This is a genomic window from Leptolyngbya sp. O-77 (assembly GCF_001548395.1).
GTDB lineage: Bacteria > Cyanobacteriota > Cyanobacteriia > Elainellales > Elainellaceae > Thermoleptolyngbya.
Genome location: NZ_AP017367.1, coordinates 3,384,416 through 3,404,019, shown reverse-complemented (window position 1 = coordinate 3,404,019; position 19,604 = coordinate 3,384,416). Strand labels below are relative to the sequence as shown.

The 19,604-nt window shown below is 57.0% G+C and carries 11 protein-coding genes; 7 read left to right on the top strand and 4 right to left on the bottom strand.

Annotated elements, in window-relative coordinates:
* Positions 1–138: 138 nt before the first annotated feature.
* Positions 139–1,002 (bottom strand): transglutaminase N-terminal domain-containing protein, encoded by an 864-nt coding sequence (locus tag O77CONTIG1_RS14460; RefSeq protein WP_068511739.1) that lies wholly within the window; start codon positions 1,000–1,002, stop codon positions 139–141.
* A gap of 218 nt (positions 1,003–1,220) precedes the next feature.
* Here O77CONTIG1_RS14460 and O77CONTIG1_RS14455 point away from each other — a divergent pair, with 218 nt between their 5' ends.
* Entirely contained in the window at positions 1,221–2,630 is a 1,410-nt protein-coding gene (locus O77CONTIG1_RS14455; RefSeq protein ID WP_286132330.1) for a GTP-binding protein, read from the top strand.
* A gap of 114 nt (positions 2,631–2,744) precedes the next feature.
* Here the strand turns inward: O77CONTIG1_RS14455 and psbC are convergent, their stop codons facing one another.
* Positions 2,745–4,106, bottom strand: a complete 1,362-nt coding sequence (gene psbC, locus O77CONTIG1_RS14450; RefSeq protein WP_306466986.1) for a photosystem II reaction center protein CP43 — start codon at positions 4,104–4,106, stop codon at positions 2,745–2,747.
* A 7-nt stretch (positions 4,107–4,113) separates the two neighbouring features.
* Positions 4,114–5,172 (bottom strand): photosystem II D2 protein (photosystem q(a) protein), encoded by a 1,059-nt coding sequence (gene psbD / locus O77CONTIG1_RS14445; protein WP_068508400.1) that lies wholly within the window; start codon positions 5,170–5,172, stop codon positions 4,114–4,116.
* A gap of 554 nt (positions 5,173–5,726) precedes the next feature.
* On the opposite strand from psbD, the gene O77CONTIG1_RS14440 reads away from it, so the two are divergent.
* The 6 genes from O77CONTIG1_RS14440 to O77CONTIG1_RS14415 all read left to right on the top strand — a co-directional run bounded on the left by O77CONTIG1_RS14440 (position 5,727) and on the right by O77CONTIG1_RS14415 (position 11,811).
* The gene (locus O77CONTIG1_RS14440) at positions 5,727–6,293 is read left to right on the top strand and encodes a photosystem I assembly protein Ycf4 (RefSeq protein ID WP_068511732.1); all 567 of its coding nucleotides are present in this window, start codon (positions 5,727–5,729) and stop codon (positions 6,291–6,293) included.
* Positions 6,294–6,320: 27 nt separating this feature from the next.
* Positions 6,321–7,085, top strand: coding sequence for a peptidylprolyl isomerase (locus O77CONTIG1_RS14435; protein ID WP_068511730.1), 765 nt, complete (start codon positions 6,321–6,323; stop codon positions 7,083–7,085).
* A 45-nt stretch (positions 7,086–7,130) separates the two neighbouring features.
* Positions 7,131–8,717, top strand: a complete 1,587-nt coding sequence (locus O77CONTIG1_RS14430; protein ID WP_068511726.1) for an FAD-dependent oxidoreductase — start codon at positions 7,131–7,133, stop codon at positions 8,715–8,717.
* Positions 8,718–8,776: 59 nt separating this feature from the next.
* Positions 8,777–10,837 carry an ABC transporter ATP-binding protein gene (locus O77CONTIG1_RS14425; protein ID WP_068511723.1) on the top strand — a complete coding sequence of 687 codons (2,061 nt, stop codon included), beginning with the start codon at positions 8,777–8,779 and terminating at the stop codon, positions 10,835–10,837.
* Positions 10,838–11,002: 165 nt separating this feature from the next.
* Entirely contained in the window at positions 11,003–11,527 is a 525-nt protein-coding gene (locus tag O77CONTIG1_RS14420) for a helix-turn-helix domain-containing protein (RefSeq protein WP_068511721.1), read from the top strand.
* Positions 11,524–11,811, top strand: a complete 288-nt coding sequence (locus tag O77CONTIG1_RS14415; RefSeq protein WP_068511718.1) for a transposase — start codon at positions 11,524–11,526, stop codon at positions 11,809–11,811. The genes O77CONTIG1_RS14420 and O77CONTIG1_RS14415 overlap by 4 nt, the downstream gene beginning before the upstream one ends.
* Positions 11,812–11,862: 51 nt before the next feature.
* On the opposite strand, the gene O77CONTIG1_RS14410 is transcribed toward O77CONTIG1_RS14415, so the two are convergent.
* Positions 11,863–18,816: a DUF4347 domain-containing protein gene (locus O77CONTIG1_RS14410; protein ID WP_172799695.1), complete on the bottom strand. Its 6,954-nt coding sequence runs from the start codon at positions 18,814–18,816 to the stop codon at positions 11,863–11,865.
* Positions 18,817–19,604 lie beyond the last annotated feature (788 nt).

Genomic DNA, 19,604 nt, shown 5'->3' with positions numbered 1-19,604 from the left:
AAGAATGTAAAAATATCCTGGCTAATGCGAAGCCTGGCCTAGGGTGCGTGTCACCTTTTAGGTAGAAAAAGTAGGCTGGAGAAGACCCACCTCCATCTACCAGTTGCCAGACACAGATTCCAAACGATGCCTGCGGGCTTACGTCTGAGCCTCAATTTCTAACGTGGTGTGAAGTTCTGAGCTTGCACCGATGCCGGTTTTCAGCGTGCCGCTAAGAGGGGCTGCATCTCGGTAGCTGGAGCTGGCCACCAGGGCAATGTAGCGATCGCCCACTGCGAGATTCTGCGTTGGGTCATAGCCGCGCCAGCCCGCGCCAGGGAGGTACACTTCTGCCCAGGCATGCAGTTCGGGATCGTTGCCTGCGTCGGCTTCCTGATAGCCGCTAACGAACCGTGCCGCCAACCCCACAGCCCGACACACTTCCGTAAATAGCACCGTTAGGTCGCGGCAAGACCCCGCCTCTTTGCCCCAGGTGATGCTGGGCGGAAATGGCTCGCCTGTCTCCCGAATGATGTGGCGACAGTTGGCATGAATTTGCTGGTTCAACTGCCAAAGGAAGGTAACGGGGTTTCCGTCTGTTTGCAGCCACAGGTCGTTGGCCAACTGGAGGGCGATCGGGTCAAGGGCGGGCAGTCCAGCCGTCGAGGTGGCTAGATAGGGCTGAAGCTGTCGATGTAGCGAAATGGGATAGTCGATGGGCAGGCGGCTAGCCCAGGGTTCTAGCAAAAAGTCAAAGGGATTGGTGCGAAAGGTTTCTACTTTTGAAATCGTTGTGAGCTGGAACTGCTCTAGCGGTTCATCGCCAAACGTCAGCTTGAGGACGCTGTTTCCCTCTAAATCTAAATTCTCAGCAATACGCTCTGGCGCTGGCTCTACCGTCAGGGAGAAATCATGTAAGATTTGTGTGACATCGCTGCGGGGCCGCAGCCGAACCCAGTGCGGAGCAAGCGTCACGGGGCGATCGTATCGATAAGTTGTTGTGTGGCGAATCCAATAGCGCATGGCGGCGAGCGAGGAGTTAGGACTGGCGGAATGCTGTTATCGAAGCCTGGATGATTGGGACATTGCTGTGACTTTGATGACGCTTTGGCTATGGGTTCGGCTGGATTTTTCCAGATTGGTCGGGGGGATACGGCAATTTCGCCTCCACTGCTCCCGATCTCCGATCGTTGCGATGGGTAGAATCGTCCAAAATATAACTGAAGAATTTCTTTTCTGCTGTGACTCAGTTTCCGCCTCGCGACTCATCTGCTGCGCCGCATGTTGGCTTGATTCCCTTGGGAATGCAAGATACACATTTTCAGCGGGCGCGGGCCAGCCTGCGGCAAGCCATCGGGCGCTATACCCAAAAGGCGCGATCGCCCCGACGAGGCGCAGGAGATGTGGAGCTTCAGGCCTCCCTCAAAACCGATTTGAACCAACTTTCAGCGGCGCTGGACAAGCTGAATTGCAGCCTGCTGAGGATTGCAGTGTTTGGTCTGGTGAGCCGGGGCAAGTCAGCGGTGATTAACGGACTCATCGGGCAAAAGCTATTGCCGACCGGGCCGATCAACGGCGTGACGCAGTATCCCCGATCGGTCTATTGGGCGCTGCCGGAGAGTGACCTGCGGGTGGAACTCATCGACACGCCTGGGCTGGATGAAGTGGGCGGACAGACGCGGGCTGAGATGGCGCGGGACGTGGCTAATCAGGCCGACCTGATTCTGTTTGTCATTGCAGGCGATATTACGCGCACCGAGTATCAGGCATTGGCAGAGTTGCAGGCAGCCCATAAGCCCATGCTGCTAGTGTTTAACAAGGCAGATTTGTATCCTGACCAGGATCGGGACGCAATTTACCAGAAGTTGAAAATTCTGTTTGCAGAGGGGGGCGATCGCGGTCGGCCGTTCCTCATGCCAGAAGACGTGGTGCGCGTGTCGGCGGAACCTGCGCCCGTGCAAGTGCGCGTGGAGTGGCCCGACGGCAGCGTGACGCACGAATGGGAATCACCGCCGCCACAGATGGAGGAACTGCGGACGCTGCTGGTGGACATTATCCAAAAGGAAGGCAAGTCGCTGCTGGCGCTAAATGCGCTGCGGCAGGCACGAGAAACGGAACAGGGCATCGCCCGCAAAGCCCTGAAGCTGAATCAAGAGCAAGCCGAGGAACTGATCTGGAAGTTTGCCAAATGGAAGGCGATCGCCGTTGGCGTGAACCCGATCGCCATTCTCGACTTGGCGGGCGGTGCAGTCACCGATCTGGTGATGATTCGCAACCTGGCAAAGCTCTATGGCCTACCCATGACCAGCTTTGAGGCGGGCAAACTGCTCCAGGCGATTTTGTGGAGTTCGGGCAGTTTGCTGCTGGGTGAAGTGGGCAGCGGCTTGCTCTTGGGAGCGGGCAAGAGTGCGTCGGCGGTGGGCGCGATGTTCGACAGCGTCGGGGGGCTAATGGCCTACGGCAGTGCAGCGGTAGCTCAAGGGGCGATCGCCGGATACGGTTCCTACCGCGTCGGCAAGGCCGCCCAAGCTTACCTAGAGCGCGGCTGCACCTGGGGCCCAGACGGGCCCAACACAGTGATTCAGGACATCCTCAGCCAGGTAGACGAAGACACGGTCATATACCGACTCCAGCGAGAATTAGGCGGATAGCAAAAAACTAGGAAAAAAGTAAGAAAAGCGTAAAAAACGCCCCCCGCAATCACAGAGGGCGCTTACAAAGTTCAGCAACTAGTCAGCAACTAATTGCCAATACCAGTCGGCAGACTAGTCGATATCCGGCATTGCCAACACCGGCTCAGACTCGCGGTCGATGCCCTTCTCGAAGCCAGCCGCCGCAGCACGGGCGCGACCCGCATGCCACAGGTGACCAACCAGGAAGAAGAACGCCAGCACAAAGTGAGACGTTGCCAACCAGGCACGAGGCGACACAAAGTTCACCGAGTTGATCTCGGTCGCCACACCACCCACCGAGTTCAGCGAACCCAGCGGAGCATGGGTCATATACTCAGCGGCGCGACGAGCCTGCCAGGGCTGAATATCATTCTTGATCTTGTCCAGATCCAGGCCGTTAGGTCCACGCAGCGGCTCCAACCAGGGGCCCTGGAAATCCCAGAAGCGCATGGTTTCACCACCAAAGATGATTTCACCCGTCGGAGAGCGCATCAGATACTTACCCAGACCCGTGGGGCCCTGAGCAGATCCCACATTTGCACCCAGACGCTGGTCGCGGATCAGGAAGGTGAGAGCTTGAGCCTGCGACGCTTCGGGGCCGGTGGGACCGAAGAACTCGCTAGGATAGACCGTGTTGTTGTACCAAACCATCGTGGAAGCCACAAAGCCCATCAGCGACAGAGCGCCCAGGCTATAGGACAGGTAAGCTTCGCCCGACCAAATAAAGGCGCGGCGCACCCAGCCGAACGGCTTGGTCAGGATGTGCCACACACCACCTGCAATGCAGATGAAGCCGACCCAGATGTGGCCACCGATTACGTCCTCCATGTTGTTGACACTGACGATCCAGCCCTCGCCGCCAAAGGGAGACTTCAGCAGGTAGCCAAAAATCGTCACTGGGTTCAGCGTCGGGTTGGTGATAACGCGAACGTCACCGCCACCCGGTGCCCAGGTGTCATACACACCGCCGAAGAACATAGCCTTAAACACCAGCAGGAAGGCACCCAAACCCAGCAGGATCAGGTGATACCCAATGATGTTGGTCATCTGGTTCTTGTCTTTCCAGTCGTAGCCAAAGAAGGAAGAGTACTCTTCCAGCGTTTCGGGGCCACGAACGGCATGGTAAATCCCGCCCAGACCCAGAACAGCAGAGGAAATCAGGTGCAGCACACCCACCACAAAATAGGGAAAGGTATCCAGCACTTCACCGCCAGGGCCCACGCCCCAACCCAGCGTTGCCAGGTGAGGCAGCAGAATTAGCCCTTGCTCATACATGGGCTTTTCGGGCACGAAGTGAGCCACTTCAAACAGGGTCATCGCGCCTGCCCAGAAGACAATCAAACCAGCGTGAGCAACATGAGCGCCCAGCAGCTTTCCAGAAAGGTTAATCAGACGAGCGTTACCGGCCCACCAGGCAAACCCAGAGGATTCCTGGTCGCGGTTTCCGGCAACCATTGAGTTACTAGAGAGCGTTACCACGGGGCAGTACCTCTTCAGGGAATACAAATTGTTCGTGAGGCTGGTCTTGCGGAGCCATCCAAGCGCGGATGCCCTCGTTTAGCAGAATGTTCTTGGTGTAGAACGTCTCAAACTCTGGGTCTTCCGCCGCGCGAATCTCCTGCGATACAAAGTCATACGCCCGCAGGTTCAGCGCCAAGCCCGCAATCCCAATGCTCGCCATCCACAGACCCGTCACCGGCACAAACAGCATGAAAAAGTGCAGCCAACGCTTGTTGGAAAAGGCAATCCCAAAAATCTGGGACCAGAAGCGGTTGGCCGTCACCATCGAGTAGGTTTCTTCAGACTGCGTCGGGTTGAAGGCGCGGAAGGTGTTCGCCTTGTCGCCGTCTTCGTACAGGGTGTTCTCCACCGTCGCGCCATGAATGGCGCACAGCAGCGCACCCCCCAAAATGCCCGCTACTCCCATCATATGGAAGGGGTTGAGGGTAAAGTTGTGGAACCCTTGCACGAATAGGATGAATCGGAAGATGGCGGCAACCCCAAAGCTGGGGGCAAAAAACCAGCCCGATTGTCCTAGTGGGTACAGCAGAAACACGCTGACAAACACGGCGATGGGACCGGAAAATGCCAGGGCGTTGTAGGGACGGATGCCAACCAGACGGGCAATCTCAAACTGTCGTAGCATGAAGCCGATCAGTCCAAAAGCCCCGTGCAGGGCGACGAACGTCCACAAGCCGCCGAGCTGACACCAGCGGGTGAAGTTCCACTGGGCTTCGGGGCCCCACAAAAACAGCAGGCTATGACCCAGGCTGTTGGGCGGGGTGGATACGGCGGCGGTCAAAAAGTTGCAGCCCTCTAGGTAGGAACTGGCAATGCCGTGGGTGTACCAGGAGGTGACGAAGGTGGTGCCGGTCAGCCAGCCTCCCAGCGCCAGGTAGGCGCAGGGGAATAGCAGAATGCCTGACCATCCTACGAAGACAAATCGGTCGCGCTTTAGCCAGTCGTCGAGAACGTCAAACCATCCTCGCTGGGCTTGCGCTCTTCCCATTGCTATGGTCATTTCATAACCTCTTAATATGGCGCAAAATCCAATCCTCTCACGGTGTGACTCTGTTTGACCAAAATCAGCGTCCCGATTGGAGTGGTGTGACTCAACTTGGCTCTAGGGGAACAAACCCCAAGCAGGTATTTGTACCCAGCTCTTAATTCACCAAGCCAGTTTAGATTTGTCTATATGATAAGTACATACGAAAATTTTTACAATCCGATACGTACCTCTCATTTCAGATTGTGCGTCCTTGGCTGAACCCGAAATGGCTTAATTTCTCTGGATGTTGGGTTTCGGAGAAGCTCCAAGAACGCTGTAAAAACCTGAGAGAGACTGGAAGGAAATTAAGCAGGTCGTAAACTGAGCTAGTGCTGAGCCTGAGTTTTGAGAGTTAAGTGCTCAATTTAGACGAGGCTAGTGCAAATGCTGCTGAGGAGAGGCTTGCTCCGGCTGATGGGCCAGATGTGCAGCATAATCGAGATTGAGGTGCTTTGCTTCTCAGCCAGATATCCAGTAGATATCAAAATCAATCTGAAAACATTAAAAATGATCTGGGAACTTAGAGTATGACTGCATCCAGTGTGTCCACCGAGAGCCGCGTGCTGCGGAAGATGGTTGTGGGGTCTCGCCGCCTGAGCAACTATTGGTGGGCGACGGTAATTTTTGGCGGAGGACTGGGCTTCTTGCTGTCCAGCATTTCCAGCTATTTGAAAGTGAATCTTCTGCCATTTTCTGATCCGACGCAGCTCGTCTTCATTCCGCAGGGATTGGTGATGGGATTTTATGGCGTGGCGGCACTGCTGCTGGCGACCTATCTGTGGCTGGTGATTTTGTGGGACGTAGGCGGTGGCTACAACGAATTCAACCGGGACACGGGGATGCTGACAATTTTCCGATGGGGCTTTCCGGGTAAAAACCGCAAGATTGAGATCACCCATAGGCTAGAGGACGTGCAGGCGATTCGCGTGCAGATTAAAGAAGGACTCAACCCGAAGCGATCGCTCTATTTGCGGATTAAGGGTAAAGGCGACATTCCCCTGACGCGGGTGGGACAGCCAATGGCGCTGGCAGAGCTGGAAACTGAAGGTGCTGAACTGGCGCGGTTTCTGGGTGTGCCGCTCGAAGGGCTATAGCAAGTTTAGTGAGCTAGGAGACGCGCAATGAGACAGAAAATGGGGCGGTGGTTCGCCCTGATTGGGCTGGTTGGCCTGATGCTAATTGGAGGCTGTTCGGGGGCAAATACGGACAGCGCCAATTCTGGTACTGTATCTAGCGACTCGGCGATCGCCCAATCGCCTAGCCTCACGCCCGCCCCCAGTCCCACAACACCCTATGCGAACCTAGCCCGACTGGACGGCAAAGCAACCGTCGAAATTCGGGTCAAGGGGTCGCCCATTGAAATCCAGGTGAATGGCCAGGACGCGCCGATTACCGCCGGAAATTTCGTCGATTTGGTGAATCGCGGGGTCTATGACGGGCTGATGTTTCATCGGGTGGTGCGTGAGCCGGAACCATTTGTGGTGCAGGGCGGCGACCCCCAGAGCAAGGATGCCAGCGTGCCCTTGGGGATGCTGGGGACGGGCAGCTTTATTGACCCTGCCACCTCTAGCCCGCGCTACATTCCGCTAGAAATCAAGCCGGAGGGTGCGGCAGAACCCGTTTATGGAAAAACGCTGGAACCTGGAACTTCCCCGGTCTTGAAACACATGCGGGGGGCTGTGGCGATGGCGCGATCGCAGTTTCCGGACTCGGCTTCGTCGCAGTTTTATTTCACCCTGGCGGATCTGGGCTTTTTGGATGGGCAGTATGCTGTGTTTGGCTATGTAACCCGCGGGATGGACGTGGTGGACGAAATTCAGCAGGGCGATCGCATCGAGACGGCCCGCGTTACCGCAGGGCTGGAAAATCTGAAAACGGGTGGCTAAGGGCACACGGTTTTTTCCTGCGAACTTTAATTCTGTGAGCAACCGATGGGACTTGCCGAAACCCTCCTGTCTGCCTTGCCTAATAATCCGCTACTGGGGCTGCGCCGAGCCGATGCCCTGTGGCAAGCCTATCGAGAGGGCAGGATTCCCTGTTCCACTGTCATAACTGAATCCTCAGAGCCACTGGGCGAAACCGAGTGGGACGTGGTGATTTGCGGCGGCACGCTGGGGCTGCTGATGGGCTGTGCGCTCGTACGGCGGGGCTGGCGGGTGGCGCTGCTGGAGCGGGGAATTTTGCAGGGGCGCGACCAGGAGTGGAATATTTCGCGGCGAGAACTGGCGGTGCTGGTCAACCGGCATCTGCTGAGTCCGGCAGAACTGGAGGGGGCGATCGCCAGTGAATATAACCCTGCCCGCATCGCCTTTCACGGCGGCACGGAACTCTGGGTGCGAGATGTGCTGAATGTGGGCGTGAGTCCCCGACAGTTGCTTGAAACGCTGAAAGCAAAATTCCTGGCAGCGGGCGGGCAGTTGTTCGAGCAAACCGGGTTTGAGGCGGCGACGGTTCATCCGGATGGCGTGGCAGTACAGGCTGGCAACGGGTTCAAAACGCGCCTGCTGCTGGACGCGATGGGGCACTTTTCGCCCATTAGTCAGCAGGCGAGAGGCGGGCAGAAGCCAGACGCGGTTTGTATGGTGGTGGGCACCTGCGCCCAGGGCTTTCCGCATAACCAAACGGGCGACCTGTTTGCTTCGATTACGCCGATTGAAAATCAGTGCCAGTATTTTTGGGAGGCCTTTCCCGCCCGCGATGGCAGGACGACGTATCTCTTTACCTATCTGGATGCACACCCCAGCCGCCCCAGCCTGGAGCAGTTGTTTGACGAGTATTTTCGGCTATTGCCACAGTATCAGGGGGTGGCGCTGGAGGCGCTAAACATTGGGCGATCGCTCTATGGCTTTTTTCCCTGCTATCGCCAGAGTCCGCTCCAGCCCAAGTGGAGCCGGATTTTGCCCATCGGCGACAGCAGCGGCGGCCAATCTCCCCTCAGCTTTGGCGGCTTTGGAGCGATGCTGCGCCACCTGCCCCGTCTGACAGACGGCATTCACCAGGCCTTGGCAACCGATCAACTCCACCGCTCCACCCTAGCACTGTTGCAACCCTACCAGCCCAACATCTCCGTGACTTGGCTGTTCCAACGCGCCATGAGCGTTGGGGTCAACCAGACTGTGCCCCCCGATCAGATTAACCAGCTACTCTCGGCTGTCTTTGCCGATATGGCAGTCCTGGGCGACCCCGTGCTGAAGCCTTTTTTGCAAGACGTGGTGCAGTTTCCCGCGCTGGCCCAAGCCATGCTGCGAACCTCGGTGGTGCATCCCCGTGTGGTGCTGCAAATTATCCCGCAGGTGGGGCTGGGCACTCTTGTGGACTGGCTCTGGCATTATGCCAACCTAGGGCTATACGCGGGCCTAAACCAAATCGGGCAGTTGCACAAGCATTTTGGAGGCATATCGCGCTGGCCCTGGAGCAAGTCGCTGCCGCCCCCCTGGAGCTATCGCATCTCACGCTGGCTAGATGCCTGGAAGTATGGGTCGGGAGGGGATTATGAGCGGGAAGATCAGGGAGAATAGGCAGCCCCCAGAACGTCGCTCTCCCTTCTATGCTCCCATTCCCATCCCCCCACCCTCCCATGCCCCCCTCTCGTTTCCTTTTCTACATCGCCCGCCAATACCCCGGCTGGATCGGGCTGACGGTGCTGCTGGGGCTGTTGGGCGGCGTGTTTAATGGCGTAAGTACGGCGCTGATTGCGCCCGTGCTGCTGAATTTTTTGGGACAGCCTGTGCCGCTGCGGGGGCTGCCGGAGGCGATTCAGCGGTTGCTGAGTCCGTTTGAAAATCTACCGGAAGGGCAGCGGCTGTGGGTGATGACGGTGGCAGTGGTGCTGCTAATCGGGCTGAAAAATCTGGCGGCCTATGGCAATGCACTGGTGGCGGGGGCGCTGAAGCGAGTGCTGGTGACGGATTGGCGCGAGGCGGGGCTGCGGCTGCTGCTGTCGGTGGATCTGAGTTTTTTTGCAGGCAGCAGTCTGGGCGACGTGATGAACCAACTCAACGTGGAGGTGAATCGCTCGGCGACGGCCGTGGCGACGGCGGTGCGCGGCCTGACTACGGGTATCACGATTCTGGTCTTTCTGGGGCTGCTGCTGGCGCTGTCGTGGCCGCTGACACTAGTGGCGGCGGGGCTGCTGGCGGGGGTGACGCTGGTAAATCAGATGAGCGTCGCGCGATCGCGCCAGTATGGAGAAGCCCTGTCGGAAGCATCAAAGCATTACTCAATCGCCCTGCTGGACGTGCTAACTGGGATGCGGCTGGTGCGGGCGGCGGCGACGGAAGACCAAGAATATGCCCGACTGCGGCGGCGGGTGCGCGATCGCGAACGGGCCGAGTATCAATCCTTGGCTAGCTCAGCGGCGATCGCCCCCCTCAGCGAAGTCGTCGGCGTGGTAGCGCTGATTTTAATCGTGTGGATTGGGCGCACGTTTTTGGCTACAGAAATGCAGACGCTTTCCACCGTGCTACTGACCTTTTTGCTGCTGCTGTTTCGGATGCTGCCGCTGCTAGGTCAGCTCAACACCGCCCGCAACCAATTCGCCAATGCCCTGCCCAGCATTCAGCAGACCCAGACCTTTTTGAATCGCCGCGACAAGCCGTTTATGCAAAATGGCACGATTCCCTTTACCGGACTGCGGCAGGGCATTCGGTTTCGGGATGTGTCTTTTAGCTATGCAGCGAGCGATCGTATTAGCGTTGCACAGCCAGAACGCAACAGCATCGCAGAACCCGATTGCTTCGTGCTGGAACACATCTCGCTGGAACTGCCCAAGGGCACGACGCTGGCGCTGGTGGGCGCATCTGGCGCGGGCAAATCGACCCTGGCGGATCTGCTGCCCCGCTTTTATGACCCGACGCTGGGCACCGTGGAGCTAGACGGCATCGACCTGCGGCAGTTCAACCTGAAAACCGTGCGGCGGGCGATGGGCATTATCAGCCAGGACACAATTTTGTTTAACGCTTCGGTGCGCGACAACATTGCCTATGGCTGTCCCGATGCGACCGAAGCGCAGGTATGGCAGGCGGCAAAACTCGCCTATGCCGATGAGTTTATCCGGCAGTTGCCAGACGGATTGGATACCCGGATTGGCGATCGCGGCGTGTTGCTCTCTGGGGGGCAGCGCCAGCGGCTGGCGATCGCCCGTGCCCTGCTGCAAAATCCCGAAATCCTCATCCTCGACGAAGCCACCAGCGCCCTCGACACCGTATCCGAACGGCTCGTGCAGGCCGCCATCGAAGCCCTCAGCCGCGATCGCACGACCCTGGTCATCGCCCATCGCCTCTCCACCGTGCAGCGGGCCGACCAAATCGCCGTCCTCGACCAGGGCCGCGTGGTGGAGTTGGGCACCCACGAAGACTTGCTGCGGCAAAACGGCTATTACGCCCGCCTCTGCGCCCTCCAGTTTGCCGACGAAATGGCCCCCAGTGCCAGCGCCGTACCCACCCAGCTAGCCCGCCGCTCCTACGAAATCCGCAATCGGCTCAACGCCATGATCGGCTCTCTGCGGCTGTTGGTCGATGGCATTGTGACAGACCTCGACGAGCAGATTGAACTCACCGAAGAAGCCTACTATTCCACGCTCAACGTGCTTCGTAGCCTGGAAGCGCTGGAACGCGGCTATGAAGGCAAGTCGGATTGAGCAATTTTCAGCAATTTTCAGAGGGATAGGACTTATGCAGTTGGACGATTTCTCGAGGGCTGCGTCCGCGAGAAATCGTCCAAAACCCAGAAACCTTATCGCAAGTGCGTAATACCAAATCTCCAAAGATCTGCTACATATAAGAAGACGTTAGAGCTAGCCGCCATGAGTGGAGTCCTCAAAATCGATATCGCTGAAACAGCAGAAGAGCTAAAAGCCGTCTTGGAACAACAGCAACGGTCATCTCAGCGCCGTAAAGTACAGGTGTTGTGGTGGTTAAAAACAGGACAAGCGAAGCGTGTTGAGCAGTTAGCCCAACTGAGCGGTTGCCATCGGACGACCGTGTCTCGTTGGCTGAGCCAGTATCGACAGAGTGGACTCGAAGGGTTGGTGGAGGTAGCATCTCGCAGTGGACGACCGCGAGCGATTAGTGGTGAAGTCCTGGCATCTTTAGAGCGGGAACTGCAAAATCCAGAAGGCTTTAGCAGTTATGGAGCGGTGCAGCAGTGGCTTGCAGCGGTGCAGGGTCAACCCGTCCCCTACAAGACGGTGCATAAGACGGTGCGCTATCGACTCAAAGCGAAGCTCAAAGTGGCCCGTCCGGTGTCCCAGAAGCAGACTCCTGGGGCGTGCGAGTCCTTTCAGCAAACCTTGCAGCCCAGATCAGCCAGTCGCTTCCGCCAGCCTTGAGACAACGCTATGCTGGGCGAATCCGCGATTGGTGCAGTGATGAGAGCCGCGTCGGACTGCTGACGGTTCAATTGGTGTTTCAGCCGCCTTATTGCCCTGAGGTCAATCTCATTGAGCGGGTCTGGCGGGAACTCAAGCGGGAGCTAGCTTGGGTTCACTTTGATGATGTTGGCCAACTCCAGCCCGCCATCAGCCAGTGGGTTTGTCGCCTTTCGGCTGAGTCGCTGCGATCGCTGACTCAGGGGGATTGGATTGTCGATGCTCTATGTGTAGCGGGTATTTAGAGAATTGATATTACACTAGCGTTTCATTGCGCTGTCCCCCATCACGCTTTCTCAAGCAATCGAGATCTGAGTATGGGTCAGAGCCGCGCCAGCGTTGAGTTGAGCAATCTTCACCTGCTGACCCGCGCCGCTGCCGTCGAGGTCAAAGAACAGCGCTCCCTTGCTTTGGTTGTAGATAAACCGCTCGGTTTCGGTCGCTGCCCTGCTGCCCAGGCGGAACTGGTCGGCGCTGATGCCCTTGCCAGTGGGCAGTTCTGCAAACTCTCGACCCAGCGTGATTTCGATGCGGTCTTCTGCTGCTTTGAAGTCGCGGATAAAGTTGCTGCCCTTCTTGTTGGCAGCGATCTGGAAGGTGTCGCGACCTCTGCCGCCGATCAGCATATCCTTGCCGCTGCGACCAATCAGCACGTCATCGCCCGCGCCGCCGATCAGGGTGTCGTCATCCTGCCCGCCGTTCAGCGTGTCGTTGCCGGTGCCACCGTGCAGCCAGTCATTGCCCAGGTCGCCGGCCACCATGTCGTCGCCGCCCAGCGCCCGAATGCGATCGCCCTTCTTCAGACCTACCAAAATTTCGCTCTGGTTGGTGCCCTTGAGGAAGTCGATTTCGTTGGTGCCCGGAAGGGTCGCGCGGTTCTTCATAGCTTCGCGGCGCTTCAGACCGGCCAGCAGCCCATCGCCCGTATTGGCATCTAGCACCTGATCGATGGTCTTCGTACCCAGGATCGCAGCCGCCAGATCCTTCGAGGTGTTGTTGACCAGGAAGCCCTGGAGTTCGCTAACTTCCCGCAGCAGCGCCGCCGCATTGCCCGGTTTTGCCAACACCGCCTGGAGCCGCTGCACGCCTTCTGCCATGATGGTAGCGACCTGATCGGCGATCGCCGTCACCTTGGCTAGCTCTGGCGCAGGGCTGACCATTTCCAGTGCGCCAACGGTCGTCTTCAGGATATTCGCCACCACCGAGCTATTGCTCAAATCCAGCGGCTTGCCCGGTTCAATCGCATCGGCGATCGCCCCTGTTACCAACATACTCAGCATTTCGCCCGATAGCCCCGTTGCCCCCCGCAGCAGCGTCGCCGCCTGATCCATTAACGTGTAAATCGCCACATGGGCCGCCATCACTTTCGCCCCGTTCGGGTCGCCGTCGCGCATAGCAATAATCGGATCAAAGGTTCCCAGATCGAGAGCCGCAGGCAGTCCCAGCGCCGCCTTCACCTGAGCGGCGGCCGTCGCTACATCCACATCACCCATCCGCACCAGCGCGTTAATCATAGTGGTGACTGGCGTGACCATGCTATAGCCCACCGGAGCCGACAGCGGCACATCCATCTTTTCGTTGGTAAACGTGTCGTAGCCACCTACCGCCAGAATTTGCCCCTCGTCGGGGTCAATGACACCGTTTTCATTCTTGTCAAACAGTTCGGTAGCAAACTTCAGCTCGTAGGAGCCGTCGAAGCTGCTGATGGTGTAAGGCTCGTTCTCGTCCAGCACGCCGTTGTTGTTGGCATCTAGGAAGATCGTGGCCCCTGAAATATATTTCTGGCTGATCCGTCCTACAGAAGCGCCGCCCCCCACGCTGAACTCCATAATCTTGAACGTCGCCAGGTTCTTTCGCCATTCCTTGCCAATCAGCTTGCCCAAAATCCGCACCCCAACCCGCGCATAGGCATCCAGGAACACGTTCACCACGCCCTGAATCTGGAACAGGCTCAGCGGATTGCTCAGGCGAGACGTAATCTCAGTGGTGCGGATGCGGCCGTCACTAAGGTTGACAAACTCGCGAATGCCCCGCGAATTGAGCGTTGCAATCGTTTGTGCGCCAACAAGTGGACGGAGAAAAGAGATATGGCCAATCTGCCGATTGATCTCGTTCCAGACTCGGCTATACTCCGAATCCCAAACTGGATTTCGAGTATTTTCGCCTACGTCGATCAGGTCGATGCCTGCCTTGCCTCGCAGACCTCCGTCAATGCGCCCTTCGGCAATGCCCACATTCACCCCAAAACCTGCGCCAATCGTCGCATCGACGGTAATTTCATCGCCAGGGAAGTCGGTGACATAGAAACCATCAATCAGCCTGGAGGCGGCAGAACTGGAATAGCCCGCTCGCTGCCACTCTTGGAAGCCAAAGGTGTCGTAGCCAAAGTCGAGATTGCTTCGCACGCGGAGATCGCCGAACAGCCTGCCTTCGAGTGGCCAAATCACGGGGAACTTCTGCTCCAGGTGGAGGTTGAAGTCCAGGTCGGGCATGTCGTAGCGGAACAGTGTCGCCGTGCGGCCCAGCAGCAGGTTAATCGCCTGGTTGGGATCAGACAGGATAGGGAAGCCCAGCCCTTCGACCCGGTTCAGCGCATTGATAAAGTTCCGCACGCGCGAGTTGCTCGAAGCCTGGGTCAGGGAGTTTGTGCTTTGCCCTCTGGTGGTGCGGGGGCTGCTCTGGGACAGGCTGCCCGGTGCAGCATTGGTGTCTACAGTGCCGATGCTGTAGGAGCCAAAGTTGATGGCCAGGTTGCCGTCGCTGGCGGTGAGCTGGTTGAGGGCAGTGATGGCTGCATCCAGGGCGCTAATGGCATCGATGAACCGAGTGTCGATGCCGCGGCCAAAGCGCCAGCGGCTGAGGGTGCTAACAACTTCTACGACTGTGGCCCGGCCGTCGCGGTTTTGGTCAAAGGGGCCGGTCAAGCCCAGGCTGCTAAGGATGCGAGTGTCAGCGTTCAGGAAGTTGATGACCGGGCGGAAGGGTCTGATGGTGTTGTCAATGCGAGTGAGGACGGGTCGGGCAAAGCCAGAGATAAAGGAACCTAGATCTAGCGTGACGTTGTTGAACTCAAGCTGGGGATTGCCCGATGAGCTGCGGCCATCGCGATAGGTAAAGGCGTTCCACTTAAGCGCCAGGTCAAAGTTGATGGAGGGCATTCCCTCAAAGTTGGCGATGCCCGTGCGGGCTTTCATACCCAGGTTTGGCGTGATGGCAAATTCGGTGCCAAACAGTTCACGGAAGCTGGAGTTAGCGTTGCGTCGCCGCAGTTCGGTCAGGGTGAGGCGATCGCCATCATTGGGCGCACCCGGAATATTGTCGATGTCTTTCAACAGCGCCTTAAAGCCGCCCGTCACCCGCGTAGGATTGGACAGATCATTGGTCAGGTTTGCCTGCAAGAAGCCCAGCGTGGCCTGGGCGCTGAAGTTGTTCGACAACGCAGCCGTCAGTTCTGCCCCAAAGAAAGTCTTGCTGGCGTTGGTGTTGAAATAGAAGCCGAAGTCATCATGGAACCCAAAGGTCAGCTTCATGCCGCCGAGGACGCTGGCATTGGCAGAACCCGTGGTTCTCATGCTCAGCATCGGCAGCCCCATGTTGCTATTCAGCCCGACGGAACCCAGGTTGTAGGTCTGGGTCATGTCTAGCGTCACTTCAAACTGCTTCGCCTGACTGAAGTCGGTCAGCACTCGCACACCAGGCAGATTGCGGCTCAGTCGGTTTTGGAATTCGCTAACGGTCAGTTGCTCCCCATTAGCCATGCCGCCGACGAGGGTGCTGGTCAGGTTCCTCAGGAAAGCAGGGACATAGCGATCGCTCAGCGTTCCCAGAATCGGCAGAGAACTCCGCGCTAGGTCGTTGTCCAGCACTACGGCTAGCTGGGTCAGCGCTCCCGTCACGCCAGAGCGGAACTTCTCCACATCAATTTCTGGCACATCCTGCACGTTGATCGTGAAGCTCTGGGTGCGGCTGAGGCTGGGCGACCCGTTGTCAAAGGCCGTGATGCTGAGATTGACCTGCTTTTCCTGTTCAAAGTCGATACTCTGTCCAAACTTCAGCTTCAGTTGCCCATTCACCACTTCAAAGCGCTGATCGCTAACCGTAAAGCTGTGAGTTTGGTTGCGATCTTGATCGGCAACCGTCAGGCGGCCAATCACCACGCCAGCATCGTTTTCTCGCACAGCGTTGTTGCTGAGGGTGATGCTGCTGGGTGCGTCGTTCAGGTCGTTGACGGTAATGCTAAACTGCCGCTCAAAGAACTGCCCGCCCTGATCCGTCGTGCGGACGCGAATCGTGTAGTTCGGCTTGGTTTCAAAATCGGGAGCGTTGCGGATGCGGAGCTGGTTGCCAACGATGGTGAAGGCAGTGTTGTCAGCCGAGCCAGCGCCCGATACCAGCGTGTAGGTGTGGGTATTGCCTGCATCGGGATCGGTGGTGGTGAACGTGCCGATCACACTATTCGCGGGCATGTTCTCATTCACGTTCGTAGCGCTGAACTCCAGTTGAGTCGGTGCTTCGTTGACGTTGTTGATGCCGATGTTGACCGTGCGTTCGGTGAACAATCCACCCTGATCGGTCGAACGAAGACGAATGCTGTAGCCATTCTTGGTCTCAAAGTCAGGTGAAGTATTGATCCGAAGCTGGTTACCTACAATGCTAAATTCAGCATTGTCAGTGTCACCTTCGCCGCTCACTAGCGTATAGGTATGCGTGTTGCCTGTGTCGGGATCAACTGTGCTGAGAATTGCAACAGCGCTGTTCGCAGGAACGTTCTCATTGACGTTCGTCGTGCTGAGATTGATGGCGGTCGGGGTTTCGTTCACGTTGTTAACCGTGATCACCATCTGCCGCTCAAAAATGCCGCCACTCTGGTCGCGCGATCGCACGCGGATGTTGTAGCTGGGCTTCGCCTCAAAGTTAGGCGATACGTTAATTCGGAGCTGATTGCCGACAATCGTAAACGCTGCGTTATCCGTCGAGCCGACCCCATTCACCAGGCTATAGGTATGCACATCGCCAGGGTTGGGATCGACCGTCGAAAACGTGCCCACGACGGTATTGGCAGAAACGTTTTCATCAATGCTGGCGGTGCTGAGGCTAATGCTGGTCGGCGGCGCATTGCCCGACTCGTCTACATCCGTGATGTTGATCTGAACGGCTTTTTCATAGAACAGCCCATCGCGATCGATGGCGCGAATCCGAACCCGATACACCGACTTGGCTTCAAAGTCTGGCATATCGTTGATTCGTAGCTCGTTGCCCTCCAGGGTAAAGGCGGCATTGTCGTCGTCACCCGCACCTGCCACCAGCAAATAGGTATGCTCGTCCTCTGCATCTGGGTCTACGGCGCTGAGCGTGGCCACCACCGTATCCGGCACCACATTTTCTTCAACGCTGGTGCTGCTCAGGATAATATCCGTCGGAGCCTCATTTACGCTGTTGACGTAAACCGTCAGGACGCGGTCAAAGAAGCGCCCAGTCTGGTCGGTCGTGCGAACCCGGAGGCTGTAGCTGTTCTTGGCTTCAAAATCGGGTGACGTGTTAATTCGCAGCTCGTCGCCAACAATCGTGAACGCACCATTGTCGTCATCGCCTGTGCCGCTGACCAGGCTGTAGGTGTGGGTGTCTCCCAGGTCAGAGTCAACCGTACTTAGCGTGCCGACGACGGTATCGGCAGGGACGTTTTCCAACAGTTCATTGCTGCTGAGTTGCAGATTGGTTGGCGCTTCTTCCAGGTTGTTGATGTTGACCGTGAACATGCGCTCGGTGAATAATCCGCCCTGATCCGTCGTGCGAACCCGAATGCTGTAGCTGCTCTTGGTTTCAAAGTCGGGGGAGGCATTGATCCGCAGTTCGTTGCCGACGATCGTGAAGGCAGCGTTATCGGTATCTCCCGCACCTGCCACCAGGCTGTAGGTGTGGGTGTTGCCTGTGTCGGGGTCAACGGTACCGAAGTTGCCAATTAGAGAATTGGCAGGAATATTTTCATCTCGTGTGGTGTTGCTCAGCGTCAGGTTGGTCGGCGTTTCATTCACGTCGTTCACGTTGATAGTGAAGACGCGCTCAAAGAACAATCCGCCCTGATCGGTCGTGCGGACGCGGATGCTATAGCTGTTCTTGGTTTCAAAGTCGGGTGAGGTGTTGATCCGAAGCTGGTTGCCGACAATGCTGAAAGTAGCGTTATCGGTGTCTCCTGCCCCTGCTACCAGGCTGTAGGTGTGAGTATTGCCTGCGTCGGGGTCAACGGTGCTAAGTCCACCCACTGTGAAACCAGCGATAACATTCTCGTTAACACTGGTGCTGCTGAGGTTGACATTCGTTGGGGCATTGTTCACAACTTGGTTGATGTTGAGCGCGATCGCCCCCGTGTTTGAATTAAAGCCATCAACCGAAATTTGGTAGGTTGTTCCAGCAGTTGTATTGAGGGTGATGCGACTTGCCAGGCTTCCCCCTGAGTCGTCGTCCGAAGCCACTAGATTGAGTGTGGCGAGCGTCGATCCGGTGTAGACAAAGAGAAATGTGTCAAAGCTACTGCCGATGGTGTCGATAACATACTGCCCGGTCGTGGGAGCCGTCCAAGACCACCACGCAGAGTTGACGATGCCGCTTTGCGCTGGCTCACCCATCTCTGCTGTTGCGCCAACGTTGGAACCTGTAGTGGTGACGTTAGTGCCGCTCAGGAAAAATCGATTAGCAAAGTTGTCGTTGCCTGGACTGAGAATTCCTGAATAGAGGTGTCTGGCAGTTTCAGAAATGGCTGGCTGGGATAGGGTTCCAGTTCCTTGAGGAAAGCTGACTTCCAGTTCCCAATTGCCGCCCAGAGATGCGCTGCCCGTGTCGGTGGTGGAGGCGACGATAGTGGCTCCAGTCAGTTGGTGCAGCTTTTGCAAAAACTCTGCCCCGGCTTCGCCTGCTGCGACACGGCAGCCGTAGAGGATTAGCATGGGCTGGCTCGGCGCGTTTGCGGCGGCGGAAAACCAGGACTGTAGCTCCCAGGCGTAGCGGTCGAGGGTTTCCAGCGAGAGGGGGCGATCGCCCAACCGCAAACAGCCCTCGCTGCCGTGAGACACGAGGTGAACCTGGTTAACCTGTGGATATTGGGTCAGAACGGCTGTAATTTGCGCGATCGCATCTTGCTGAGCATCCAGCACCAGCACGCCCGCAGCGTCCGAAACACCCGCCACCAGCGTTTCTAGATCCGCAATGCCTCGATCAAACACGACGAGCGTGTGGGCGCTCTTAGAGATCGACAAAACTTGCTGGGTCGAGTGGGTCAAGGCAGATGAGGACAATCTGGAAACCGAGGAGGGAAGACAAACTGCGGACATAGCTAAGATCGCTCCTAAGCAAGGATGAAACAGCAGGTAAATGAATAGCCCCAATCAACGGACTGGACTCTAAAGCAGGGCAAGCTTGAGGCAGCGCGCTCTGCCGCTCTGCAATCGCAGAGACGTATGGTACACAGATGCAAACTGTGCAAAAATCAGCGCCAAGAACAGGCGACGGGAAAGTGTGCTGTAGAATGCGCCAACTGTCTCGACGATGCACCCCCTTGACAGAGAAACAAGGCGGCGGGGATGCAGGCGCGTATTTTGATCGGAAACCGGCTTGGCTTGCTCGCTTCGATGTGATGGGAACTGCTCTAAGGAAGCGAACCAGACAAAATTACGGCAAGGCTAGCGGTTAGTAGATTTTTAACTTAGCCACTCAGCCTTAGAGAGAGCGAGACACGCTACAGAAGGCACTTGCTGCAATAGAACCCTTCGAGAAACAGACAAGACAATTTTGTATAAACCGCTCCTAAACTCATATTTTGACTATCTATCTTTCGGTAGAGGCCTAGCGTCCTGAAACTCACGGTTAATTATGTGCTTCATAGAAAAATTACAGCGAGAATTCGCGTGTAATTACTGAAGATGCAAGGAATAGAATCTAACGGTTGCCTGTTATAGTTGGCAAAGGATGCTCCCCAAACACCAACAGAGCGTGAAAATCACTGCATGGAACGGCTACACAGCGATTTGCCAAACGGTGTAAAGCT

Bases quoted from the DNA above. Each gene is read 5' to 3' on its own strand.
- O77CONTIG1_RS14460 (WP_068511739.1), bottom strand. From the start codon at position 1,002: ATGCGCTATTGGATTCGCCACACAACAACTTATCGATACGATCGCCCC.
- O77CONTIG1_RS14435 (WP_068511730.1), top strand. From the start codon at position 6,321: ATGAGACAGAAAATGGGGCGGTGGTTCGCCCTGATTGGGCTGGTTGGC.
- O77CONTIG1_RS14440 (WP_068511732.1), top strand. From the start codon at position 5,727: ATGACTGCATCCAGTGTGTCCACCGAGAGCCGCGTGCTGCGGAAGATG.
- psbC (WP_306466986.1), bottom strand. From the start codon at position 4,106: ATGGTTGCCGGAAACCGCGACCAGGAATCCTCTGGGTTTGCCTGGTGG.
- O77CONTIG1_RS14420 (WP_068511721.1), top strand. From the start codon at position 11,003: ATGAGTGGAGTCCTCAAAATCGATATCGCTGAAACAGCAGAAGAGCTA.
- O77CONTIG1_RS14425 (WP_068511723.1), top strand. From the start codon at position 8,777: ATGCCCCCCTCTCGTTTCCTTTTCTACATCGCCCGCCAATACCCCGGC.
- psbD (WP_068508400.1), bottom strand. From the start codon at position 5,172: ATGACCATAGCAATGGGAAGAGCGCAAGCCCAGCGAGGATGGTTTGAC.
- O77CONTIG1_RS14430 (WP_068511726.1), top strand. From the start codon at position 7,131: ATGGGACTTGCCGAAACCCTCCTGTCTGCCTTGCCTAATAATCCGCTA.